We start from the raw sequence: 19,103 nt of genomic DNA, 5'->3' as shown, positions 1-19,103 counted from the left end.
TGGACAGGTCCCCGACGCTCCACACCGAGGTATGACGCTGAACGAGAACGCCGCCGCCCATCAGTTCCAGGTCGATCTGCGCGGGGTCATCGACCTGCTCAGCCGACACATCTACTCCGGTCCCCGGGTGTACCTGCGGGAGCTGCTGCAGAACGCTGTCGACGCGATCAGTGCCCGTCGAGGCATCGACGGCGGGGGCGGGCGTGTGCGGATCACACCCGTCAGCGCGGCATCCGACGAGTTCGTCCTCCGCGACGACGGCGTGGGCCTGACGGCCGCCGAGGTCGCCGACCTGCTCGCCACCGTCGGCCGCAGCTCCAAGCGCGACATCTTCGATCTGCCGCGCGGGGACTACCTCGGGCAGTTCGGCATCGGGATGCTGTCGTGCTTCATGGTCTGCGACACCATCGTCATCCGCTCCCGCAGCGCGGTCACCGGCGAAGCCGTGGAGTGGGTGGGTCACTCCGACGGCACCTTCCGCGTCGGGCCGTGCACGCAGGACATTCCCGTCGGCACCAGCGTGCACCTGTCCCCCCGCGCGGAGACACGGACGCTGGTCGAGACCGCCACGGTGCGCGAGCTGGCGGAGACGTTCGCGGCCTATCTGCCGGTGACGATCGTGGTGGACCTGCCCGCCGGCGGCGAGATGACGATCACGACCGAGCCGCCGTTCCTCGCCGACGACCGCGACGCCCGTCTCGCCTACGGCCGTGACCTCATCGGCGCCGAGCCTCTGGACGCCATCGCGCTGTCGGTGCCGGCCACCCTGACCCGCGGGGTCGCCTACGTGCTGCCCTATGCCCCTCCCCCGACGGGCCGGCAGAGCACGCGGGTATACCTGCACCGGATGCTGCTGACCGAGCGGGCCGACGACATCCTCCCCGACTGGGCGTTCTTCGCTCGGGCCGTGATCGATTCGGAGGGCCTGCACCCCACCGCCAGCCGGGAATCGCTCGTCGATGACGATGCCCTCGAGCAGACGCGGCGAGAGCTCGGCGACGGCATCCGCCGGTGGATCCTCGAACTGGCGCTGCACGACCCGGCACGTCTGGCGCAGTTCGTGGCGATCCACGAGGTGGCGCTGAAGTCGCTCGTGCGCCACGACGACGAGCTCGCCCGCTTCATCGTGCGATGGCTGTCGGTGGAGACCACGCAGGGACGGCTGCGCATCGAAGAGCTGGTGCGGCGCTATCCGCACGTGCGCTACACCGAGACGGTCGACGAGTTCCGTCAGGTCGCGAGCGTCGCCGACACGAGCGGTGTGCTGGTGGACGGCGGCTATGTCTACGACGCCGATCTCGTGCGCCTGCTGCCGGGGCTGTTCCCCGAGGTCACCGTCGAGCGTGTCGACGTCGTCGATGAGATCGACCGTCTCGATCTTCCCCCGCTCGACGATCGCGACGCGGCGGTCGCCCTCGAACGGCGCGCGGCGGCGACGCTGGCCGACGTCGAGGTCATCGTGCGCGTGTTCGAGCGCACCGAGCTGCCGGGGCTGTTCGTCTCGGACCCGGCCGTGCTGCGCGCCCTCGACCGGGGACGGGCGCGCAGCGCGGGTGGGACCCTCTGGGGAGGCGTGCTCGACCGCGCCGCCGCGGTCGCCCGGGACGGGGAGCGGTCGGCGGCCTCGGCGTCGCGGCTGTGCCTGAACTGGAACAACGATCTCGTACGCCGGCTCGCGACGACACCCCGCGACACCGGCGAGCGGGTCTTCGCGCTGAGCGTGCGGCTGCTGTACGTGCAGTCGCTGCTGGCCGGACACCACCCCCTCGGCGCGGCGGACCGCGCGCTCATGACCACCTCGCTGTCAGAGCTGCTCGAGCACGCCCTGCGCGCCCAGACCGACGAAGAACAAGGAGAATCATGACGAGCTACGGCACCCGCATCCGCGCCCTCTTCGACGAGATCGACCGCACGCCCTGGGGCCCCGAGGAGCGGGCTCTCGTCGCCGAGGCCGTCGCGCTGGCGCAGGAGAGCGGCGACGAGCGCCTCGAGTACGAGGCACGACTGCGACAGACGTCGAGCGCGAACATGTCGGGCGACACCGACCTCATGCTGACCTCGTTCGCGTGGTGCCTGGCCCACCACGACGCCGACCCCGAGCGCTTTCCCGCCGTGCTCGAGCCCGCGGGCGATCTGCTCTGGCAGTACAAGTGGATGGCCGGAGCGCTGTCCAACTCCCCCGAGTTCGCTCCCGCCCAGATCGCCGCTGTGCTCGATGACATGCACGAGCACTACCGCCGCGCGGGTGTCGGCGAGTCGGGCGTGCTGATGGCGCGCTTCGAAGATGCCTGGTCGGCCGGACGTGTCGAGGAGGCGACCGCACTGCAGCGCACGCTGGAGGCGACGCCGCGCGACGATTACAGCCACTGCGACGCCTGCGTGCGCAGCCAGTTCGCCGGCTTCTTCGCCGAGACGGGGCGGGAAGAGGACGCCATCCGTCTGGTGCAGGAGATGATCGACGGCGGGTTCTCGTGCGGCGAGGAGCCCGAGCACGCCCTCGCCCGCATCCTGCTGCCCTACCTTCGCGCCGGCATGCTCGACCAGGCGCGGGCGGCCCACCTGCGCAGCTACCGGCTCGCGAAGGACAACCCCGCCAACCTCGCCATCATCGCCGACAACGTCGTCTTCTGCGCGGTGACCGGCAACGAGGCCCGCGCTCTGGCGCTGGTGGAGAAGCACCTGCCCTGGCTCGTCCACGACGGGCTGGATGCCGCCGCGCACGAGACCGCTCTCGCGTCCTTCGCCGTCGGCCTGGACGCGGTCGCCGCCGCGGGCCACCCCGACACCCCGGTGCGCGGCTCCGACGCGGAAGACCTCCTCGCATTGTGGGGCCCGCACGATGGAGCGTGGACCGCGTCCGCCCTGGCGAGCCGCGCGTGGGAGCTCGCCGACACGATCGCCGCCGCGTTCGACGCGCGCAACGGCACCGACGCGCATCGACGCGCCCTCGCCCGCCTGCGCGACGCCGGGCGCGAACGCTACGACGTGCCGATCCACTCGCACGAGTTCTCCGCGCGCGCCGCCTCACCGGCTCCGTCTGCACGGACGCCCGCGGAGCGCGTGCAGCACGCGCTGGTGCTGACCGGCGCCGGCTCGAGCGCCGCGATCGACGCGATCCGCGCCGCGCTTCCGGACGCCGTCGGCGAGGACCGCGTCGCACTGAGTTCGCACCTGCTGTCGGCCCTGTGCTGGTACGGACGCACCGAGGAGGCCGCAGCAGAACTGCCGGCCCGTCTCGCGGTGCTCCGAGAGGCGGGCCGCGACGTGCAGGCGGGCCTCGAGGAGCGTCTCGGGCTCGTGCTCTTCGGCGTCGACCTCGTCGAATCGCTGCCGCGAGTGCAGGAGGAGCTCGACGCGCTCGGCGACGAGCACCTCCTCGAGCGCGCCGACCTGCTGTCGACGCTCGCGATCGGCCGGATGTGGGCGGGCGCACACGCCGACGCCGCCGAGCCCGCCCGCGCCGCCGCCGCACTGTTCGCTCAGGCCGGCGACACCCGCCGCGCTCACGGCATGCGCCTGTTGGAGGCCGACGCCGTCTCCGCCGACGGCGACACGGCCGGCGGCGCCGGCCTGCTGGACGCGCTGCTCGGCGACCCTGCGCTCGAGGACGGGCGCCGGGTGCGGGTGCTCGCGACCCGTGCCCGTCTGCACGGGGTCGCCGAGGAGTTCACGGAGGGTGCCGCGGCCGCCGACGAGGCGGCGCGGGTCGCGGTGTCGATCGGTGTGGACGACGCGATGGTCTCGGAGATGTTCCTGCTGGCGGCCATGCTGCACGAGGACGACGGCGAGCCCTCGGCCGCCGTGAGCCGCTACCGGGTCGCGGCGGAGCGGCGCGACGCGGTGGGTCTGCCCAGCGTCGACGTGCGCTTCCGCCAGGGCCGCGCGATGCTGGCGGCCGGTTACGCTGCGGAAGCGGTGGACACGCTCAACGACGTGCTGCGCGAAGAGAGCGAGAACGGCGTGGAGCCGGGATCGCGGGCTCTGACCGCGGTGCTGCTCGCTCAGGCGCTGCATGCCGCCGAGGAGTACGGCAACGCGGTCGGCGCCTGGGCCTACGCGGCCGACCTCCGAGAAGAGGCCGAGGACGCCGTCGGACGCGCGTACGCGCTCGTGCAGCAGGGACGCCTGCTCGGTCGCTTCGGGGCCACGGACGACGCCATCGAGGTTCTCGCCGAGGCCGTCGATCTCGTCCGCGGCAACGAGGACGAAGTGGGACTGCTCGCCGACGGCCTGCACGTGCTCGCGCAGGCGCACCAGCAGCGCGGCGACGACGAGGCGGTGACGCTCATCGACGAAGCGCTGGAGCTCGGCCGCCGGCACGAGGCGACGTGGTTCGTGGCCGACGTCCTGGACACGCGCGCCCGGCTGCTCGCCGGTCAGGGACAGACCGATGCCGCCGTGGCGACTGCACTGCAGGCCGCGGACACGTTCGCGGATGTCGGCGACCCGGCATCCGCCGGAGGGTCCGAGCTGTTGGCGGCGCGGGTGCTGCGCGAAGCCGAGCGCGCCGACGACGCCGTCGCGCTCTACCGCGCGGCGTTCGAGCACGCGAGCGACGCGGAGCCGCTGCGGCAGGCCGTCGCGCTCGAGCTCGGCGACCTGCTCGAGGCGCTCGGGCGCCACGGCGAGGCCGCCGGCGTCCGCGCGGTGCTGCCGGCCTGAGCCGGCCGGCGGCACCGGCGCGTCAGCCGGCGATGCGGATGAGCTTCTTGTTGACGAATTCCTCGGCGGCCAGCAGCCCCATCTCGCGTCCGGTGCCGCTGCGCTTGATGCCGCCGAAGGGCAGCTCGGGCGAGTCGGCGAGGACGATGTTGACGTAGACCATGCCGGCGTCGATGCGATCGGCGATGCGTTCCGCCTGCTCCTCGTCGGTGGTGAAGACGTAGGAGCCCAGACCGAACTCGGTGCCGTTGGCGATCTCGATCGCCTCGTCCTCGCCGCTGACCCGATAGACGACGCCGACGGGTCCGAAGAACTCCTCGCGATACGCGTCCATGTCGGCCGTCACACCTGTGATCACCGTGCCGGGGAAGAACGCCCCGTCGCGCGAGCCCCCCGTGACGACGGTCGCGCCCTGCGCGACGGCGCGGTCGACCTGGTCCTGAAGCCGCTCGGCGGCGGCGAGCGAGGAGAGCGGCCCCAGGACCGTGTCCTCGGCGAAGGGATCGCCGACCTTGGCCCCCTCCAGCGCGGCCGCGAACTTCTCGACGAAAGCGTCGTGGAGCTCGTCGGCGACGAGGAAGCGCTTGGCGCCGTTGCAGGACTGTCCGTTGTTGTCCAGGCGCGCATCGACGGCGGCCTGCACCGCCGCGTCGAGGTCGTCGGTCGACAGCAGGATGAACGGGTCCGAGCCGCCCAACTCGAGGACGACCTTCTTGAGATTGCGCCCGGCGATCTCGGCGACGGCGGCACCGGCGCGCTCGCTGCCGGTCACCGAGACGCCGTGCACACGACGATCGGCGATGACCTCCGCGGCCTGGTCGTTGGTGAGACGGACGTCCACGTACGCGCCGACGGGGAAGCCCGCGTCGGCGTAGATCTGGGCGATCGCAGCCGCGGACTGCGGACACTGCGGTGCGTGCTTGAGCAGGATGGTGTTGCCGATCGCCAGGTTCGGCGCCGCGAAGCGGGCGACCTGGTAGTACGGGAAGTTCCACGGCATGATGCCCAGAAGCACGCCCAGCGGCGAGCGGCGGATCACCGCGGTGCCCTCCCCGAGGATGTCGATGGGCCGGTCGCCGGTGATCTCGTCGATGTGATCGGCGTAGAACTCCGTGATGTCGGCCGCGAAGTCGACCTCACCCTCGGCCGCAGCGAGCGGTTTGCCCATCTCCCGCACGATGATCGCGGCCAGCTCGTCGCGGCGCTCGCGATGCAGTTCGGCGACCCGGCGCAGCAGGGCCGCACGCTCCGCCGGCGTGGACGTGCGTCCCCATGTCTGTGCCGCCTCGTGCGCGGCGGCGACGGCGGCCTCGACCTCGTCGGCCGTGAAGTCGGGATAGGTGGCGAGGGTCTGGCCGGTGGCGGGATTCACAACCGCATACGTCATCGTCGTTCTCCGTTTCGTGTCGACTGAGGGTCGGTTCGCGTCAGTGGGGATCGGGCAGGGATCAGGCGGGGATCAGCGTGTACTTGGTCGAGAGGAACTCGTGGATGCCTTCGAGGCCTCCCTCACGGCCCACGCCCGACTGCTTCACGCCGCCGAACGGCGCGGCCGCGTTCGAGACGACCCCTGCATTCAGGCCCATCATGCCGGTTTCCAGGCGATCGATCATTCGCATGCCGCGCGCGAGATCCTCGGTGAAGACGTAGGAGACCAGGCCGTACTCCGTGTCGTTGGCGAGCCGAACGGCCTCGTCCTCGTCGGTGAACGTCGCGATCGCGAGCACGGGGCCGAAGATCTCCTCGCGGAGGATGTCGCTGCCGCCGACCACGTCGGTGATCACCGTCGGCTCGAAGAACGTTCCCGGCCCGTCGACGGCAGATCCGCCCGTGAGCAGCCGCGCGCCGCGCGCGACGGCATCCGAGACGAGCGCTTCGGCGCCTTCCACGGCCTTCGCGTCGATCAGCGGACCGATCTGCACGCCCTCCTCGGTTCCCCGTCCCACGCGCATCGCGTTCACGCGTTCGGTCACACGGCGCGCGAACTCGTCGGCGACCGAGGTGTGCACGATGAAGCGGTTGGCGGCGGTGCAGGCCTGCCCGATGTTGCGGAACTTGGCGAGCATCGCGCCGTCGACGGCCTTGTCGAGGTCGGCATCGTCGAACACGACGAACGGGGCGTTGCCGCCCAGTTCCATCGACACGCGCAGCACGCCTTCGGCCGCCTGGGCGATGAGCTTCTTGCCGACCGGCGTCGAGCCGGTGAACGAGAGCTTGCGCAGGCGCGGGTCGGCGATGATGGGTGCCGACAGCGCCGCCGAGCGGGTCGTGGTGACGACGTTGACCACGCCGGCGGGAAGCCCCGCCTCGACCAGGATGTCGACGAAGGCGAGCGTCGTCAGTGGGGTGAGCTCGGCCGGCTTGATGACCACGGTGCAACCGGCGGCCAGTGCCGGGGCGATCTTGCGCGTGGCCATCGCGAGCGGGAAGTTCCACGGGGTGATGAAGAAGCAGGGGCCGACGGGACGCTGGCTGACGATCATGCGTCCCGTGCCCTCGGGGTTCGAGCCGAACCGACCCGAGACGCGCACCGCCTCCTCGCTGAACCAGCGCAGGAACTCGCCGCCGTAGGTGATCTCGCCGCGGGCCTCCGCGAGCGGCTTGCCCATCTCGAGCGTCATCAGCAGGGCGATCTCGTCGGCGCGCTCCATCAGCAGGTCGAAGGCCCGGCGGAGGATGTCGCTGCGTCGCCGCGGGGCCGTCGCCGCCCAATCCTCCTGCGCCGCGACCGCCGCGTCCAGGGCGCGGATACCGTCCTCGGGCGACGCGTCCGCGATCTCGATGAGCGTGTCACCGGTCGCGGGGTCGACGACGGGGAAGGTGCCGGACGAGCCCTCGACCCACTCGCCGCCGATGAACAGGCCGCGGGGAACCTTCTCGAGCAGTGCGCTTTCGGTGATCAACGTGCGGCCTCCTTCAGGCGACGGGTGCTGGCAGGGGCGTCCGTGGCGAGGGTCTCGCCGCGGAAGAACGCGGGACGTGTCACCGACTGCCAGATCATGAGGACGATACCCACCACGATGATGAGCATGCCGAGGATGAAGACGATCCCGACGCCGCCGACGTTGGCGCCCGAGCCGTAGTCGGGATCCATGGAGTCGATGAGCGTGGTGAAGAACAGGATGCCGAGGATCACGCCGCCCACGAGCGGGAACAAGAACGTGAAGAACACGTTGCGCACGGAGTCGAACCACTGCTTACGGAAATACCAGACGCACGCGAAGGCCGTGACGCCGTAGTAGAAGCAGATCATCATGCCGAGGGTGAGGATGGTGTCCCAGAGGGTGTTCTCGCTCACCACGCGCATCACCGCGTAGAACGCGGAGGCGACCACCGCCGAGACGATCGTGGCGAAGCCGGGCGTGAAGAAGCGCGGGCTGACCCGGGCGAAGGCGGGCGGCAGCGCGCCGTAGTGCCCCATCGACAGGAGCGTGCGCGCGGGGCCCACGAACGTCGACTGCAGCGACGACGCCGACGAGGTGAGTACCGCGAGCGACACGAGGAACGCGAGGGGCCCCAGGATCGGCCCCGACAGGTGGAAGAACACGTTGCCCTGGATGTCTTCGTTGCCGAGGCCGAGCTCCCCCGTGCCGACACCGGCGTACATGATCATCGCGACCGCGAGCAGAAGGTAGATCGAGACGATTGTCAGCACCGTAATGGTCGCCGCACGACCCGGCGTCTTCTCGGGGTCCTTCGTCTCCTCGTTCATCGTGAGGGTGACATCCCACCCCCAGAAGATGAAGATCGACAGCGACAGGCCCGCGGCGAACGCACTGAACGAGCTCACGGCGAACGGGTTGAACCAGCCGATGTCGAACGGCTGGAAGTCGAAGCCCTTGCCGCTGACGGCCTCCACGATGGCGGCGATCGCGAAGAACAGCAGCACCGCGACCTGGAAGGTCACGAGCACGTACTGCAGCTTCTGGGTCGTCTGCATGTCGCGGTAGGAGATGAAGGTGGCCGCGAGCATGAACAGCAGGCAGACGCCCACATTGATCCAGGTGTTCGAGGCGAGGTCGGCGATCTCGGCGTTGCCGGTCACCTGCGACAGCAGCAGGAAGAGGAAGTCGACCGCGACGCCGGCGAGGTTCGACAGCACGAGGATCGTGGCGACGACGAGTCCCCACCCGGCCATCCAGCCGACCCACGGCCCGAAGGCGCGCGCCGCCCAGGTGAAGCTGGTCCCGGCATCCGGCATGCGGTTGTTCAGCTCGCGGTAGCCGAAGGCGACCAGGAGCATCGGGATGAATCCCACGAGGATGATCGCCGGGATCTGCGCGCCCACCGCGGATGCCGTGGGGCCGACGGCCGCCGTGAACGTGTACGCCGGGGCGATGCAGGAGATGCCGATGACGACCGCACCGATCAGACCGATCGTTCCGGCGCTGAGTCCCTTGCGGGAGAGTGCGCCGGTGGTGGCGTCGGCGTCGGTCGTGGAGGGTGCGCTCATCGTCGAGACTCCTCGGAGTGGGTTCGGGGCACGACGATCACCGGCACGGTGATCTCGTGCAGCATCTTCGCCGCGGTCGAGCCGAGGAACAGGCGGCGCGGCTGGGCGAGGCGGCTCGATCCGACGAGCACCACCTCGCCCGGCTGCCAGTCGAGGTAGGACACCGCCTCCTCGATGCTCTCGCCGGCGGCCACCGCGACGTCGGTGTGCAAGCCGGCGGGCAGCTCCGCCCGGGCTGCCGCCAGCACCTCGTCGGCTTTCGTGCTGCTGGCAAGGCGGATCGCTCCCGTATCTGCGGACGGCGGCAGATCGACCGGCAGCAGCGACAGCAGCCGGACGGGCACGCCGAGTCCCTGCGCGAGCGCCGCGGTCTCGGCGATGAGGGCATCGGCCCCGGGCCGCGTGCCGACCGCGACCGTCAGCCGCGTGATACCGGTCTCGGGGGCGATCTTGCGTGCTCCCCGCGGGACCAGCACGACGGGAACGTCCGACGAGTGCAGCAGCTCGGTCGTCGTCGATCCGAGCCGGTGACGACCGCGCGAGGCCCCATCGGCGGCGCCCACCACGACGTACGAAGCACGCAGCTCGTCGGCGATCTCGATGAGTCCCTCGGCGAACGATTCCGCCGGGCGCACATGCGCGTGGGAGACGACGTCGGCGGGAATCCGATCGATCGCCTGGGCGATCCAGGTCTGCGCCTGCGCGTGCAGATGCCGCTCGTACCCGGCATCCGGGGGCGTGATGACGCTGCGGTCCGACCGGGGCAGGATGATCGCCACGTCGAGCACGGCGTCGAGGGCCGCCGCCAGCCGCGCGGCGAACGCGACGGCGTCGCGTCCGGGCTTGGTCGCGGTGTACCCGACGACGACGTGCCCGCTCATGTGTGGATCTCGTCCAGGATCTGCTGCGCGGCCAGCCGCCCCATGCGGATGGCGCCGTCGACGTGCTGGTAGCCGGCGCCGGCCATGTCGCTGCAGGCGAAGTGGATCGGACCGACGGGCGTCCGCAGATCGGCCCCGTACCGGTGCAGGCCGCCGAGGTCGAAGGATGCCGCGTACGCACCGCGGGTCCACTCCTCGCTGCCCCAGTCGCTCTCGTAGTAGACGACCGGATCCTTCGCCTCGGGTCCGTAGTAGTGACTGAGCGATTCGAGGATGCGCTCCTTGCGCTCCTCGGCGCTCAGACGGAACAGGTCATCGGCGGTGCGGTCAGAGACGAAGCCCACGAGCGTTCCGCGCTCGTCGCCGTGGTTCGTGTTGTCGTACGCCTCGTGCGAGAGCTCGTACGGGCTGAAGGCCGTGCCCGACAGGCCCTTCTCGCGCCAGAAGGGCGTCTCGTAGACGGCGTGCACCTTGATGACGAAGCCCATCGAGATGTGCTGGTGCATCTGGTGCTGAAGGCGCGGCAACGGCGGCACGAACGAGATGCGGTTGTACAGCACCGGCGCGAGCGCGAGGATCGCGTGGCGCGCGCGGACGGTGACGCCGTCGGCGATGGCCACGACACCCTCCCCCTCGGTGTATTCGAGGGTGCGCACCGGCTGGCCGAGGAAGACGTCGTCGCCCAGGCGCTCGGCCAGCAGCAGCGGCACCTGCTGCAGGCCGCCGACGACGCGCTTGTCCAGGATGAAGTCGGCGTCGACCAGGTTGGTGTAGCTACCGGCGGATGCCGCCATCAGCAGCGACTGCAGCAGCGAGAACGAATGGGTCGGCTTCGTGAGCATGGCCGATCCGGTGGGGAAGGCGAGGTTGCGGATGGCCTCGTCGTCGTCGGTCTGCTCGCGCAGCCAGGCGTCCCACGAGACGGTGTCCCACTCCGCCGCCTGCGGATGGGCCCACGGACGGTCGGGGTCGATCTCGGCGACCATGGCGTCGAGGCGGGCGGTGACATCCGCGATGACCTTCTCGGTCTCGGCGCTGACGGGGAACATCTCACCCGTGTAGCGGTGGGCGACCCCATCGGGGCCGATGTAGACGCTGTCGCCGTCGCGGTAGCGGTCGAAGGTCTCCAGGCCCAGCTCGACGATGGTCTCCTTGAGCGCGTCCTGATCGGGCGAGACCCACTGGCCGCCGATCTCGAGCATCGCTCCCTCGATCGTGTCGGTCCACAGCCGCCCGCCCACGCGGTCGCGGGCTTCGAGCACGGCGACCGACAGGCCCGCCTTCTTGAGCTGGTTGGCGGCGGTCAATCCCGCCGCACCGGCGCCGATGACGACGACGTCGCGCGTGATCTCGGTCATGGTGTCTCCTCTGTCGTGGATCCGGATGCGTGGTGCTCCCGCAGCATGTCCCGATAAGCGCTGTCAGAGCGGCCTCGAGGAGACCGAAAGTGGGACATCGCCGGGCGCAAGTGGGACATGGGGCGGGGTGTGGGTGGGATGCCGGGGCGGGGTCAGTGGGCGGCGAGGGCGGCGACGACGACGTCGATTCCCTCGGAGAGCAGCTCGTCGGAGATCGACAGGGGCGGCAGGAAGCGGATGACGTTGCCGTACGTGCCGCAGGTGAGCACGATGACGCCCTCGGCGATCGCCGCCTTCGCGACCGCCGAGGTCAGCGCGGCGTCGGGAGCCTTCGTCTCGGGGTCGACGAACTCGACCGCGATCATCGCGCCGGCGCCGCGCACCTCGGCGATGCGCGGGTCGGACTGCTGCACGGACTCGAAGCGGGCGCGGAGGATCCCCCCGATCTCGCGCGCCCGCTCGAGCATCCCGTCGTTCTCGAACGCATCGATCGCCGCGAGGGCGGCGGCGCACGCCACCGGGTTGCCGCCGTAGGTGCCGCCGAGGCCCCCGCCGTGGGTGGCATCCATGATCTCGGCGCGACCGGTGACCGCCGCCAGCGGCATGCCGCCCGCGATGCCCTTGGCCGTCGTGATGAGGTCCGGCACGATGCCGAACAGTTCGCTCGCGAACATCGCTCCGGTGCGGGCGAAGCCGGTCTGCACCTCGTCGGCGATGAAGACGACGCCGTGGGCGCGGCACCAGTCGACGACCGCGGGAAGGAATCCCTCGGCGGGCACGATGAAGCCGCCCTCGCCCTGGATCGGTTCGATGATGACGGCCGCAAGGTTGTCGGCGCCGATCTGCTTCTCGATCAACGAGATGGCCTTGGCCGCGGCATCCGCACCGCTCAGGCCGTCGCGCAGCGGGTACGAGGCCGGAACGCGGTAGACCTCGGAGGCGAACGGACCGAATCCGCTCTTGTACGGCATCGACTTCGCCGTGAGGGCCATCGTGAGGTTGGTGCGGCCGTGGTACGCGTGGTCGAACGCGACGACGGCCGAGCGGCCGGTGGCCTTGCGGGCGATCTTGATCGCGTTCTCGACGGCTTCCGCGCCGGAGTTGAACAGCGCCGACTTCTTCGCGTGGTCGCCGGGCGTGAGACGGTTGAGCTTCTCGGCGACGGCCACGTACGACTCGTACGGCGAGATCATGAAGCAGGTGTGCGTCATCTGCGCGACGGCGGCCTGGACGGCCGCCACGACGCCCGGGTGGGCGTTGCCCACGCTCGTGACGGCGATGCCACTGCCGAGGTCGATGAGCGAGTTGCCGTCGGCGTCGACCACGACGCCCCCGCCGGCGGCGACGGCTTCGATGGGCACCGTGTGCGCGACTCCCGACGCGACGGCGGCGCTCTTGCGCGCCAGCAGCTCCTGCGAGCGGGGGCCGGGGATCGCGGTGACGAGACGGCGCTCCTGCGCCAGGGACGGACCGCCGACGACGGCGCTGTCGATGATGCTCATGCCGGGAGCGTATGAGCCTCGGATGCCGAGCCACACCCTCCGCCGTGTACATTCTGTGATCAGATGCGTACGTGGCGTACAGCCGCCGCGCACCCATCGCCGGGAACCCGCCCCGGATCGACCCCGGACCGCGCCGAGGAGGCCGCCGCCCATGACCGAGATGCAGCCGACCCTGCGCGCCCTCCTCGCGCGCCGCGACCTCGACCTGCGGCTCGCCTCCCGCCCCGACGATCTCGACGAGGGAGCACTGGACGCCCCGCTGCGTTGGGTGCACAGCTCCGACCTCATCGACCCCACTCCCTTCCTCGCCGATGACCTGCTGCTGCTGACGACGGGCACGCAGTTCGTCGGAGCCGGCGGCGACGGCGAATCGGGCGATGATGCCGCCGCCTACGTGACGCGCCTGCGCGCCCGCGGTGTGCGCGGGTTGGGGTTCGGCACCGAGGTGGTGCGCGACGGCATCCCGCCCGCGCTCGTTCTCGCCTGCGCCGCGCAGCGGATGCCGCTGTTCGAGGTGCCCTACCGCACGCCGTTCATTGCGCTGGCGCGGGCCAACGCCGAAGCCATCGCCGCGCAGGCGTATGCCCGTCGCACCTGGGCACTGTCGGCGCAGCGGGCGATCTCGCTCGCCGCACTGCGTCCGGACGGGCTGGCGGCGACCGTCGCCGAGCTCGCGTCTCAACTCGGCGCGTGGGTCGGACTGTTCGACGCCGCCGGCACGCTGACCCAGAGCGCCCCCGCCGACGCGCTCGACGACGATGCGCGCGCCGCCCTCGCGACGGAGGCCGGCGCCGTGCTGCGCCGCGGAGCCCGCGCGGCATCGACGCTCGAGATCGGTGATCGACGCGTCACGATGCAGACGCTCGGCCGCGGCGGACACCTCCGCGGGCTCATCGCGATCGTGGGCGCCGACCTCGACCTGGAGGGACGCAGCGTCGTGACCTCGGTCATCGCGATGGCCGGCCTCGCCCTCGAACAGAACGTGGGACTCGGCCGCGCTCGTGCGGCACTGCGGGCAGGACTGCTGCACACGCTCCTCGAGGACGACCCGCAACTGGCGCGTCGTGTGTCGCGCGAGCTGTGGGGCCCGCTGCCGACGAGCCCCGTCGTCATCGGGGTCGCCGCCGTCGCCGCCAACCGCACCGACGCGGCGGTCGACTGGCTCGAGCTGCAGGCCGCCGAGCGCGGCGGCCTGTTCTACGCGCGCAGCGGCGACGGGATCGTCCTCGTGGTCCCCGCCGACGACGAGGGCGCGCCCACCGCACTCGCGCGTCTGCTGGACGCCGCGGTGGGGCTGTCGGAGCCCACCGACTACGGCGGATTCTCTCGCGCCCACGCGCAGGCCCTCACCGCGCTGCGCACCGCCGTGAGCGGGACCGTCACGCGCTTCGCGGATGCCGCGGGGGTGCTGTCGAGTCTCGATTCCCCGGCCGCCCGCGCTCTCGCCGACGCGCGGCTGCGCCCGCTGCGGGCGCACGACGACGCCCAGGGCACGGCGCTCGTGGAGACCGTGCGCACCTGGCTCACCCACGACGCGCGCATCGATGAGGCCGCGCGAGCGCTCGGCATCCATCGGCACACGGTGCGCGCCCGGGTCGCGCAGGCGCAGCAACTGCTGGGGGTGGACCTGTCGAGCTTTCCGGCGCGTGCCGAGCTGTGGGCCGCCCTCGTCGCCGCGGGGTGATGCGCTCTTGGCGGATTCTTGGCGCCGATATGGGTGAATGATGGCGGTGAAGATCGGAGACGCGATGACCCGCGACGGCGCACGGCCGCGACTGCTCTACGTGGAAGACGACCCGACGATCGCGGGCATGACCGTCGAGGTGCTCTCCGAGGTCTACGACGTCACCCACCTCAGCGACGGTCTCGCCGCACGGGAGCGGGTGCTGGCGGAGCGCTTCGATGTCCTGGTCGTCGACCGGCGTCTGCCGGGGCTCGACGGGGTGGAGATCGTGCAGGCGATGCGTACCGCCCGCCTCACCACGCCGGTGCTGCTGCTGACGGCTCTCGGCGCCGTCGCGGACCGGGTCGACGGCCTCGACAGCGGCGCCAACGACTACCTGGTCAAGCCGTTCGACTTCGACGAGCTGCTCGCACGCCTGCGCGCGCTCGTCCGCGGGCACCATGCCGAGGGACGCCGGCGTCACCTCGGGGACTGGACCTTCGTCGCCGAGTCGCGCGCACTGTACGGCGGCGGCGGCGAGCGCGTCACGCTGACAGCGACCGAGGCGCGCCTGCTGGCGCTGCTGAGCGAGAGCCCCGAGCACGTCTTCTCCCGCGACGAAATCCTTCACGCCGTCTTCTCGTCCGACGACGCACTGAGCTCCGTCGACACCTACGTGCACTACATCCGCCGCAAGGCGTCGCCCGAGATCATCGAGACCGTTCGCGGTCGCGGCTACCGTGCGGGGAGCCCGTCGTGAGCGACGAGGCCGACCGCCGGCGCGTTCGTCGCGCCGCGGTCCACGTCGGTCTGCTCGTCGGTGCCGCATCGGCCGTCGTGGTGACGGCGGGAGTCGCGCTTCTCGTGGCCGTCCTGCTGCTGTCGGCCCGACCCGAACTGCACCACAACGGCGAGGGCGGCGGCCGCAGCGGTCCGCCGGACGGCGACCGCATCGTCGTCGACGTCGACCGCATCCTCCCCTGGGTCGTTGCGCTCGGTCTCGCCGGGGTGGCGCTGCTCGCCCTCGTCGCCTGGTTCGCCGCCCGCCGCGCGGTGGCCCCGTTGGCCGGTGCCCTGCGGCTGCAGCGCCGCTTCGTCGCCGATGCGAGCCACGAGATCCGCACGCCGCTGACGGCTCTCACGAGCCGGACGCAGATCCTGGAGCGCCGCTACCGACGCGGCGAAGACCTCACCGACACGCTCGCGGCGTTGCGCGCCGACGCGTCGGTCATGGACGCCGTGCTCACCGACATGCTGCTGACGGCGGAGGGAACGGCGACGGATGCCGAGCCCGCCGTCGTCGATGCGGCGCTGACGGCCGCGGCGGCCACGGTGGCGCCGCTGGCCGAGGAGGCGGGCGTGCGCGTCCGCGTCGGTCAGGGCGACGGCGCGGGCCTGCGGGTGCGCCTTCCCCGCGTCACCCTCGACCGGCTCTGCGTCGCGCTCCTGGACAACGCGGTGCAGCACACTCCCGCCGGCGGCGAGGTCGCACTGTCGGCGCGATCCGACGGACGGGGGGTCGCGATCCGGGTGCGCGACGGCGGCACCGGCATCGCCGATGCCGATCGCGAGCGCATCTTCGAGCGCTTCGCCCGCGGCCCGGAGTCGGGTCGGCGGCGCGGTTTCGGCCTGGGTCTCGCGCTCGTGCGCGAGGCGGCCGCGGCGGCCGGGGGCCGGATCGAGATCGAGCGAACGTCGGCAGCGGGTACCACCATGCTGCTCTGGCTGCCGCAGGCTGCGTAGCGGCCTCAGGCCGAGGTCGCCGTCGCGGGTTCAGGCCGCGGTCGCCGCGACGGTCTCGACGCCGACGCCCGCGACCCATCGACGGACACCGGCGTCGGTGACCGTCATCGCCGAGCGCAGCGGCGCGTCCCACAGCCACCGGGTGTCCTCGCCGGCAGCGACGGCGAGGGCGGTCGCCCACACGTCGGCGGTGGTGAGGTCGTCCGCGACGACCGTCGCGCTCACCGCAGCAGACACCGCGATGCCGGATCGAGGGTCGACGAGGTGCGCTCCCCGCTCGGCGGTCCCGGAGGTGGCGACGGCGCCGTTGCGCACCCGCAGCGTCGCCAAGGCCGCCCCCGGCCGCACCGGGTCGGCGATGCCGACGGTCCACGACCAGGGCGCGCCGGGCGCGGTCCATACCCTCAGGTCGCCGCCGACGTTGATGCCGACGGCGCTCACCCCGGGCATCGCGAGCAGCGGCTGGAGGTGCGCCGTCGCGGCGACATCCGTCGCCCAGCCCTTCACGTAGCCGGTGGGATCGAAGCCTTCCCGCCAGAAGGCGCTGAACCGCCCGCCGGTCGCCTCCTCGAGTCGTCGGCAGGCATCGGCGACATCCGTCAGCCGCGGATCGGCGTCGGCGAAGCTCAGCTCGCCGCGGCGCAGCCGCGAGATCTCCGAGTCCGCACGGTACGTCGAGAAGATCGCCTCCAGCTCGCGGAGCATCGCGACGGTGGATGCCGCGGCATCCGTCGCCGCCGCGCACGCGTCGGGACTGCCGATGACGTGGATGCTGGCGGTCGTGCCCATGAGCTCCGCCGTCCAGGCCCGGCGGCTCGGTTCGCTCATGCCGAGGCCTGGTCGATCGCCGACTGGAGCGAGTCGAGGTACCCGGTGCTCGTGTACGTCGCCCCCGACACCATGTCGATCTGCGCGCTCTGGGCCGAGAGCGTCTCGGAGATCAGCTGCGGCAGGGCGTCCTGGTTGATCTGACGATCGCGGCTGCTGTGATCGGGGTAGGCCGGCGTCTGCACGTCGGTGATCACGCCGCCCGAGACGGTGATCTGCACCTGCACCGCCCCGTAGCGCGTGTTGACCGCCGAGCCGGTGAACGTGCCGTCGGTGAGCCCGCTCTTCGACGTGGTCGTCGTCGAAGAGGTCGCCCCCGACGACGAGCTCGAACTCGACCCGCCGGCGGTCGTCGTGGTCGACGAGGTCCCGGCCGACGGCGACGCCGGAGCCGGGGTGACGCGGGTGGCGTCCGTGCGATTCGCGTTCAGCGGTGCGGCGACGGCCGCGTCCTCGGGAAGGGAGGTGCGATAGCTGAACAGCAGCACGAGGCCGCTGACGGTCGCGAGCAGGGCGTAGACGATTCTCTTCATGGTGGTGTCCTCTCTGAACTCAGACGCCGAAGGCTTCGCTGTGAATCTGAGCGGCCGGCACCCCGGCAGCCCGCAGGTCGCGACGCACCGAGGCCATCCAGGGCTCGGGGCCGCAGAGGTAGACGTCGTGATCGTGGATGCCGGGCACCATCCGCCGCAGCATCTCCGCACCGCGCCCATCGGCGAACGTCACCGGCAGCCACGTCGATCCGGCGCGACGGCGCGGACCGTGCAGAGCCACGTGGTGCAGGCCCCGGCGCGCGACCAGGCGCTCGATCTCGCGCACGCGCATCGACTCGGCCGCCGCATGGTCGCGAGTGATCAGGATCGCCTCGCCGGGCGCATACGGCTCGGCCTCGAGAAGCGAGACGAGGGGTGCGACGCCGGCGCCGGCACCCATCATGACGATCCCCCGCCGCGTCCGCGCCTCGCCCGTGAACTCGCCGTAGGGCCCTTCGATCAACACGCGCGTGCCCCGGCGGAGAGTCGCCAACCGGCGCGTCCCGTCGCCGACCATGCGGGCCGCGACGACGAGTTCGCCGCGGCGGGGGTCGGCCGCCAGCGACAGCGGGACTCCGCGCGTCCAGCCGGGTGCGCCCAGAAACCGCCAGACGAAGAACTGACCGGCGCGGGCGCCGAGGCCCTCCAAGCCGCGTCCGCGCATGCGGACCACGACGCCCACCGGCCCGTCTGCCTCGACGGCGACGACGCGGATGTCGTGACGCGCGGAGCGCCACAGCGGCAGCGCCACGCGGAAGACGATGACCGCGGCGGCGGTCGCCGCCCACAGTCCCCACCAGTACACCTCGGCGAGCGGATGGGCGGCGAAATCGGCGCCGGTCCACAGCATGTGCGGAATCGCCAGCCCGACACCGAGGTACCCGTACAGGTGCAGCAGGTGCCACGACTCGTAGCGCATGGCACGCCGCGCTCGGCGGATGCTGGTCACCACGACGAGCACCAGCAGGCCGGTTCCCGCCGTCGCGAGCATCATCCCGGGGTAGTTCCAGACGAAGTCCCACAGCTGGGCGATCACGTTGACACCGGCCTGGGCGGCGTAGCCGACCACCAGCAGGGCGATGTGGGCCAGCAGCAGCCAGAACGACCAGAAGCCGACCCAGCGGTGCATCCGCGTGATCGCATCGCGCCCGAAGGCTCGCTCGAACAGCGGCACGCGCGCCATCAGCAGCACCTGGTACAGCAGCAGATTCGCCGAGACGAGACCGGTGATCCGCCCCAGCGTGTTCAGGGTGTCGGCATCCCACGCGCGCAGGTCCTGCACGGCGCCACCGGCGATCCAGAGCGCGACGACGAAGAGGCTCGTCGCCCAGATGACGGCGATCGCGAGCAGCCGCCAGAGCGGGCGGCGCGAGCGGATGCCGAGCTGCGGCGCGGCGATGAGCGGAGTGGATCGCGTGGCGGCCTGTGTGGTCATGCGTCGAGCGTCGTCGACCAGCTCTGAGACAAGGCCAAGAATCAG

Annotated in this window: 14 protein-coding genes; 5 read left to right on the top strand and 9 right to left on the bottom strand. The window is 71.5% G+C overall.

The features are described 5' to 3' along the window. The first annotated feature begins 31 nt into the window (after positions 1-31). Both PP359_RS12355 and PP359_RS12350 read left to right on the top strand, forming a co-directional pair. Positions 32-1,864 (top strand): HSP90 family protein, encoded by a 1,833-nt coding sequence (locus PP359_RS12355; RefSeq protein WP_378795247.1) that lies wholly within the window; start codon positions 32-34, stop codon positions 1,862-1,864. Next, positions 1,861-4,662 (top strand): tetratricopeptide repeat protein, encoded by a 2,802-nt coding sequence (locus tag PP359_RS12350; protein ID WP_499250709.1) that lies wholly within the window; start codon positions 1,861-1,863, stop codon positions 4,660-4,662. Before PP359_RS12355 ends, PP359_RS12350 begins: the two co-directional genes overlap by 4 nt. A 22-nt stretch (positions 4,663-4,684) precedes the next feature. Here PP359_RS12350 and PP359_RS12345 read toward each other — a convergent pair whose 3' ends face one another. The 6 genes from PP359_RS12345 to gabT all read right to left on the bottom strand — a co-directional run bounded on the left by PP359_RS12345 (position 4,685) and on the right by gabT (position 12,856). Then, positions 4,685-6,049, bottom strand: coding sequence for an NAD-dependent succinate-semialdehyde dehydrogenase (locus PP359_RS12345; protein ID WP_295819108.1), 1,365 nt, complete (start codon positions 6,047-6,049; stop codon positions 4,685-4,687). A 61-nt stretch (positions 6,050-6,110) separates the two neighbouring features. Further along, a complete protein-coding gene (locus PP359_RS12340; protein ID WP_499250708.1) occupies positions 6,111-7,565 on the bottom strand; it encodes an NAD-dependent succinate-semialdehyde dehydrogenase in 1,455 nt (484 codons plus the stop codon). Next, on the bottom strand, positions 7,562-9,115 hold the full coding sequence (locus PP359_RS12335) for an APC family permease (protein WP_036317321.1): 1,554 nt from the start codon (positions 9,113-9,115) through the stop codon (positions 7,562-7,564). Before PP359_RS12335 ends, PP359_RS12340 begins: the two co-directional genes overlap by 4 nt. After that, positions 9,112-9,996 (bottom strand): universal stress protein, encoded by an 885-nt coding sequence (locus PP359_RS12330; protein ID WP_499250707.1) that lies wholly within the window; start codon positions 9,994-9,996, stop codon positions 9,112-9,114. Before PP359_RS12330 ends, PP359_RS12335 begins: the two co-directional genes overlap by 4 nt. Next, positions 9,993-11,354 (bottom strand): flavin monoamine oxidase family protein, encoded by a 1,362-nt coding sequence (locus PP359_RS12325; RefSeq protein ID WP_039411413.1) that lies wholly within the window; start codon positions 11,352-11,354, stop codon positions 9,993-9,995. Before PP359_RS12325 ends, PP359_RS12330 begins: the two co-directional genes overlap by 4 nt. A gap of 152 nt (positions 11,355-11,506) precedes the next feature. Further along, on the bottom strand, positions 11,507-12,856 hold the full coding sequence (gabT, locus tag PP359_RS12320; protein WP_135949488.1) for a 4-aminobutyrate--2-oxoglutarate transaminase: 1,350 nt from the start codon (positions 12,854-12,856) through the stop codon (positions 11,507-11,509). Between the two features lie 151 nt (positions 12,857-13,007). Between gabT and PP359_RS12315 the strand changes: the two genes are divergently transcribed. The 3 genes from PP359_RS12315 to PP359_RS12305 are packed head-to-tail and all read left to right on the top strand — an operon-like array spanning position 13,008 to position 16,262. Next, complete coding sequence (locus PP359_RS12315) at positions 13,008-14,540, top strand: helix-turn-helix domain-containing protein (protein WP_499250706.1); 1,533 nt, start codon at positions 13,008-13,010, stop codon at positions 14,538-14,540. A gap of 46 nt (positions 14,541-14,586) precedes the next feature. Beyond that, positions 14,587-15,279 (top strand): response regulator transcription factor, encoded by a 693-nt coding sequence (locus PP359_RS12310; RefSeq protein ID WP_499250705.1) that lies wholly within the window; start codon positions 14,587-14,589, stop codon positions 15,277-15,279. Further along, positions 15,276-16,262: a sensor histidine kinase gene (locus PP359_RS12305; protein ID WP_112930822.1), complete on the top strand. Its 987-nt coding sequence runs from the start codon at positions 15,276-15,278 to the stop codon at positions 16,260-16,262. Before PP359_RS12310 ends, PP359_RS12305 begins: the two co-directional genes overlap by 4 nt. A gap of 30 nt (positions 16,263-16,292) precedes the next feature. Here the strand turns inward: PP359_RS12305 and PP359_RS12300 are convergent, their stop codons facing one another. The 3 genes from PP359_RS12300 to PP359_RS12290 are packed head-to-tail and all read right to left on the bottom strand — an operon-like array spanning position 16,293 to position 19,058. After that, the gene (locus PP359_RS12300) at positions 16,293-17,090 is read right to left on the bottom strand and encodes an FAD:protein FMN transferase (protein ID WP_499250704.1); all 798 of its coding nucleotides are present in this window, start codon (positions 17,088-17,090) and stop codon (positions 16,293-16,295) included. After that, on the bottom strand, positions 17,087-17,623 hold the full coding sequence (locus PP359_RS12295; RefSeq protein ID WP_036316253.1) for an FMN-binding protein: 537 nt from the start codon (positions 17,621-17,623) through the stop codon (positions 17,087-17,089). The genes PP359_RS12300 and PP359_RS12295 overlap by 4 nt, the downstream gene beginning before the upstream one ends. 19 nt (positions 17,624-17,642) lie before the next feature. Further along, positions 17,643-19,058, bottom strand: a complete 1,416-nt coding sequence (locus tag PP359_RS12290) for a ferredoxin reductase family protein (RefSeq protein ID WP_499250703.1) — start codon at positions 19,056-19,058, stop codon at positions 17,643-17,645. Positions 19,059-19,103: the final 45 nt, after the last annotated feature.

Origin of the sequence: Sphingomonas sp. BLCC-B65, assembly GCF_028550675.1 — a bacterium.
Taxonomy (GTDB): Bacteria; Actinomycetota; Actinomycetes; order Actinomycetales; family Microbacteriaceae; genus Microbacterium.
This window is presented reverse-complemented; position numbering and strand designations above follow the sequence as displayed.

Bases quoted from the DNA above. Each gene is read 5' to 3' on its own strand.
- PP359_RS12355 (WP_378795247.1), top strand. From the start codon at position 32: ATGACGCTGAACGAGAACGCCGCCGCCCATCAGTTCCAGGTCGATCTG.
- PP359_RS12350 (WP_499250709.1), top strand. From the start codon at position 1,861: ATGACGAGCTACGGCACCCGCATCCGCGCCCTCTTCGACGAGATCGAC.
- PP359_RS12345 (WP_295819108.1), bottom strand. From the start codon at position 6,049: ATGACGTATGCGGTTGTGAATCCCGCCACCGGCCAGACCCTCGCCACC.
- PP359_RS12335 (WP_036317321.1), bottom strand. From the start codon at position 9,115: ATGAGCGCACCCTCCACGACCGACGCCGACGCCACCACCGGCGCACTC.
- PP359_RS12330 (WP_499250707.1), bottom strand. From the start codon at position 9,996: ATGAGCGGGCACGTCGTCGTCGGGTACACCGCGACCAAGCCCGGACGC.
- PP359_RS12325 (WP_039411413.1), bottom strand. From the start codon at position 11,354: ATGACCGAGATCACGCGCGACGTCGTCGTCATCGGCGCCGGTGCGGCG.
- gabT (WP_135949488.1), bottom strand. From the start codon at position 12,856: ATGAGCATCATCGACAGCGCCGTCGTCGGCGGTCCGTCCCTGGCGCAG.
- PP359_RS12315 (WP_499250706.1), top strand. From the start codon at position 13,008: ATGACCGAGATGCAGCCGACCCTGCGCGCCCTCCTCGCGCGCCGCGAC.
- PP359_RS12300 (WP_499250704.1), bottom strand. From the start codon at position 17,090: ATGAGCGAACCGAGCCGCCGGGCCTGGACGGCGGAGCTCATGGGCACG.
- PP359_RS12295 (WP_036316253.1), bottom strand. From the start codon at position 17,623: ATGAAGAGAATCGTCTACGCCCTGCTCGCGACCGTCAGCGGCCTCGTG.
- PP359_RS12290 (WP_499250703.1), bottom strand. From the start codon at position 19,058: ATGACCACACAGGCCGCCACGCGATCCACTCCGCTCATCGCCGCGCCG.